The organism is Rhodococcus sp. R1101, from assembly GCF_000278445.1.
Classification (GTDB): Bacteria; Actinomycetota; Actinomycetes; order Mycobacteriales; family Mycobacteriaceae; genus Rhodococcus; species Rhodococcus gordoniae.
Genome location: NZ_AJVB01000407.1, coordinates 1 through 3,538 on the forward strand (window position 1 = coordinate 1; position 3,538 = coordinate 3,538).

4 protein-coding genes are annotated in these 3,538 nt (G+C 69.6%); 3 read left to right on the plus strand and 1 reads right to left on the minus strand.

The genetic code is table 11. The features are described 5' to 3' along the window. Positions 1-504, minus strand: a 504-nt coding sequence (locus R1101_RS0118760) for an NAD(P)-dependent oxidoreductase (protein WP_016934875.1), incomplete at its 3' end; no start/stop codon positions are given. Positions 505-616: 112 nt separating this feature from the next. On the opposite strand from R1101_RS0118760, the gene R1101_RS0118765 reads away from it, so the two are divergent. The 3 genes from R1101_RS0118765 to R1101_RS27500 form a co-directional block, all read left to right on the plus strand. After that, complete coding sequence (locus tag R1101_RS0118765) at positions 617-1,024, plus strand: YciI family protein (RefSeq protein WP_026003458.1); 408 nt, start codon at positions 617-619, stop codon at positions 1,022-1,024. A 2-nt stretch (positions 1,025-1,026) separates the two neighbouring features. Further along, positions 1,027-2,166, plus strand: a complete 1,140-nt coding sequence (locus R1101_RS0118770) for an RNA polymerase sigma factor (RefSeq protein ID WP_016934877.1) — start codon at positions 1,027-1,029, stop codon at positions 2,164-2,166. 74 nt (positions 2,167-2,240) lie between these two features. After that, positions 2,241-3,538: multicopper oxidase family protein (locus R1101_RS27500; protein ID WP_016934878.1), on the plus strand; the 1,298-nt coding region annotated here is incomplete at its 3' end.

Here is a 3,538-nt window from a genome sequence, read left to right on the forward strand (position 1 = left end):
GGCCGGCAACGTGACCTTCGCACCGTCGACGGGTCGGCCCGAACGATTGACCGCGACGACGGACGCGCCGAGGGCATGCAGACGCGGGATCATCGCCCGGCCGATACCGCCGCATCCGACGATGGCCACGGTCGAGCCGTGGAGGGTCCGCACCCGCGGGTCGAGAACATCCTTGGTCCACCGCTTCGCGGCAACCGAGGCGTGGAACTGCCGCAACCCCACGAGCAGCGCTCCCACCGCGTACTCGGCCACATTGTCGGCGTACACACCGGACGCATTCGCCCACAGCCGGCGGTCGTCGATCACGCCCGCCCGGAAGAACGGCTCGATACCCGCGTAGGTGAGCTGCACCCAGCGCACCCGGTCGGGCAGATCCGGGAACTCCTCGGCGCTGCCGTCCCACACCAGGGCATCGGCCTCGCCCAGTTCGGAGAGGGTTCCACCGCCGGAGACGATCGCGGCGGCGAGGTGTTCGTCGTGGCCCGGTCCGAGATGAATACGCATGCCGCGACCCTAACCTCGAATCGTTCGCGGAGGGATGTCGAGAATCCGGAAGCGGCTCCGTCTCCTCCATGAACGCGGCCACAATGGGCCGTACCGCACGGAGGAGAACATCATGGCCAAGTACCTGCTGCTCAAGCATTACCGCGGCGCCCCGGCAGCGGTGAACGACGTACCCATGGATCAGTGGGAGCCGGAGGAGGTGTCGGCCCACATCCGGTACATGCAGGATTTCGCCGCCCGCCTCGAGAGCACCGGCGAGTTCGTCGACGCGCAGGCGCTCTCCCCGGAGGGCACCTTCGTCCGCTACGACGGCGAGGGACGTCCCCCGGTCACCGACGGACCGTTCCCGGAGACGAAGGATCTCATCGCCGGGTGGATGGTGATCGACGTCGACGGCTACGACCGGGCACTGGAACTGGCCGGCGAACTGTCGGCCGCGCCGGGAGCCGGTGGGAAACCGATCCACGAATGGCTCGAGGTGCGCCCGTTCATGTCCGAGCCGCCGACCGTCACGGAGTAGACGTGGACGAGGCGTTGCTGCGCACGCTCGTCCCCACGGTGATCGGCATCCTCGTTCGCCGCGGAGCGGATTTCGCGTCGGCCGAGGATGCCGTGCAGGACGCGCTCGTCGAAGCCCTGCGGGTGTGGCCGGAGGATCCGCCGCGCGACCCGAAGGGCTGGCTGGTTGCGGTGGCGTGGCGCAGATTCCTCGACACCGTGCGCGCCGACGCGTCCCGTCGACGCCGCGAGATCCTCGTCGACGCCGAGCCCCGGCCCGGTCCGCGCACACCGGTGGACGACACGCTCGCGTTGTACTTCCTGTGTGCCCACCCGTCGCTCACGCCCGGGTCGGCGGTCTCGCTGACCCTGCGTGCCGTCGGCGGGTTGACGACCCGGCAGATCGCGCAGGCCTATCTCGTCCCGGAGGCGACGATGGCCCAACGCATCAGCCGGGCCAAGCGCACGATCGCGGACGTCCGGCTGGATCGGCCCGGCGATGTCGCGACGGTGCTGCGGGTGCTCTATCTCGTGTTCAACGAAGGTTATTCGGGTGACGTCGACCTGGCCACCGAGGCCGTCCGGCTCACGCGCCGGCTGGCAGCGGTGATCGACCACCCGGAGGTGTCGGGTCTGCTCGCGCTGATGCTGCTCCACCACGCCCGGCGAGCGGCGCGCATCCGGCCGGACGACAGTCTCGTCCCTCTCGCCGAACAGGACCGCAGCCTGTGGGACACGCGCATGATCTCGGAGGGCGTGGAGATCCTGCAGGCCGCGCTCGCCCGCGACCGGCTCGGCGAGTTCCAGGCGCAGGCCGCCGTCGCCGCCCTGCATGCCGACGCGCGTACCGCGGAGGAGACCGACTGGATGCAGATCGTCGAGTGGTACGACGAGCTCCTGCGGTTCACCGACAACCCGGTGGCCCGCCTCAACCGTGCCGTCGCGGTCGGTGAGGCCGACGGACCCCACGCCGGTCTCGCAGCGATGGCCGAGCTCGACCCCAGCCTGCCCCGGTACACGGCGGCCGCGGCGTATCTCCACGAACGCGCCGGCGACACCGCGACGGCGGCCCGGCTCTATGCGGAGGCCGCGCACCTGGCGACCAGCATCCCCGAACGCGACCATCTAGTGCGGCAGGCGGCACGACTGCACAGCGTTTCCTGAGGTTCCGTCAGGGTTCTCCCCCACCACGAAATCCGGTGCCACGCCGGATGTGCCGACGGTGCGGGAGAACGAGCATGGATGTCGTGAAAATCCTGGTGCGTCTGCTCGCCATACCCTTCGTGCTCTTCATCGCGTTCGTGGCGGTCATCGGTGGCCTGGCCGTCCACGCGTGGACCACGCGCGCGCTCGACACCACCGGACGCGTCGACTTCGACACCGCCCTGCGCATCCCTCCCGTGGAGTCGGGCACCGTCGACGCCGACGGCACGCGCGTGTTCGACCTGACCATGCAGCGCGGCACGACCGACCTCGGGCACGGCCCCGACACCCGGACGTGGGGCGTGAACAGCAGCTATCTCGGACCCACCCTCCGCGCCGTGCGCGGCGAGAACGTGCGCGTGAACGTCACGAACGAACTCGGCGAGACGAGCACGATGCACTGGCACGGCATGCACCTGCCCGCGGCGATGGACGGCGGACCGCACCAGCCGATCGAGCCGGGAACGACATGGTCGCCGTACTGGACCGTCGATCAACCGGCCGCGACCCTCTGGTACCACCCGCACCTGCACGGTTCCACCGCCGCGCACGTGTACCGGGGCGTCGCGGGTATGTTCCTGATCGACGAGCCCGGCACGTCGCCGCTCCCCCACGACTACGGGGTCGACGACATCCCCCTCATCGTCCAGGACCGGAAGTTCGACGGCGACCAGCTCGACGACAGCAACGCGATCTTCGCCGACGTCGGCGCGCTCGGCGACGAGATCCTCGTCAACGGCACACCGCGGCCGTTCCTGGACGTCGGCACCGAGACGGTCCGGCTCCGGGTGCTCAACGCGTCGAACGCGCGCGTCTACAACTTCTCGTTCGACACCGGGATGCCGTTCCTCGTCGTCGGCAGCGACGGTGGTCTGCTCGAGGAGCCGCGGGCCGTCCGCAGTCTCCAGCTGTCGCCGGGCGAGCGCGCCGAGATCGTCATCCGGCCGGAAGCAGGTTCGAGGCACGTGCTGCGCAGCACACCGCCCGAGCTGAAGGCCGGCTTCTGGCAGGACCGCTTCTCCGGTGGCGACGACCGCATGGACGTCCTCGAATTGCGGGCGGCACCCGTCCTCAGGTCGTCGGCCGCGATCCCGGAGAGGCTGACCACCCTTCCGGAGCTCGGGGAACCGAGCAGCACCCGCCGCATCGATCTGACCTCGTCGACGACCATCAACGATCGCGAGATGGACATGGGCCGGATCGACGAGGTGGTCGTCGCCGGCACCACCGAGCTGTGGGAGGTGCGCAACGTCAGCGGCACGATCCACAACTTCCACATCCACGACGTGCAGTTCGAGATCCTCGGCATGACCGGGACGAGTCCCGACCATCC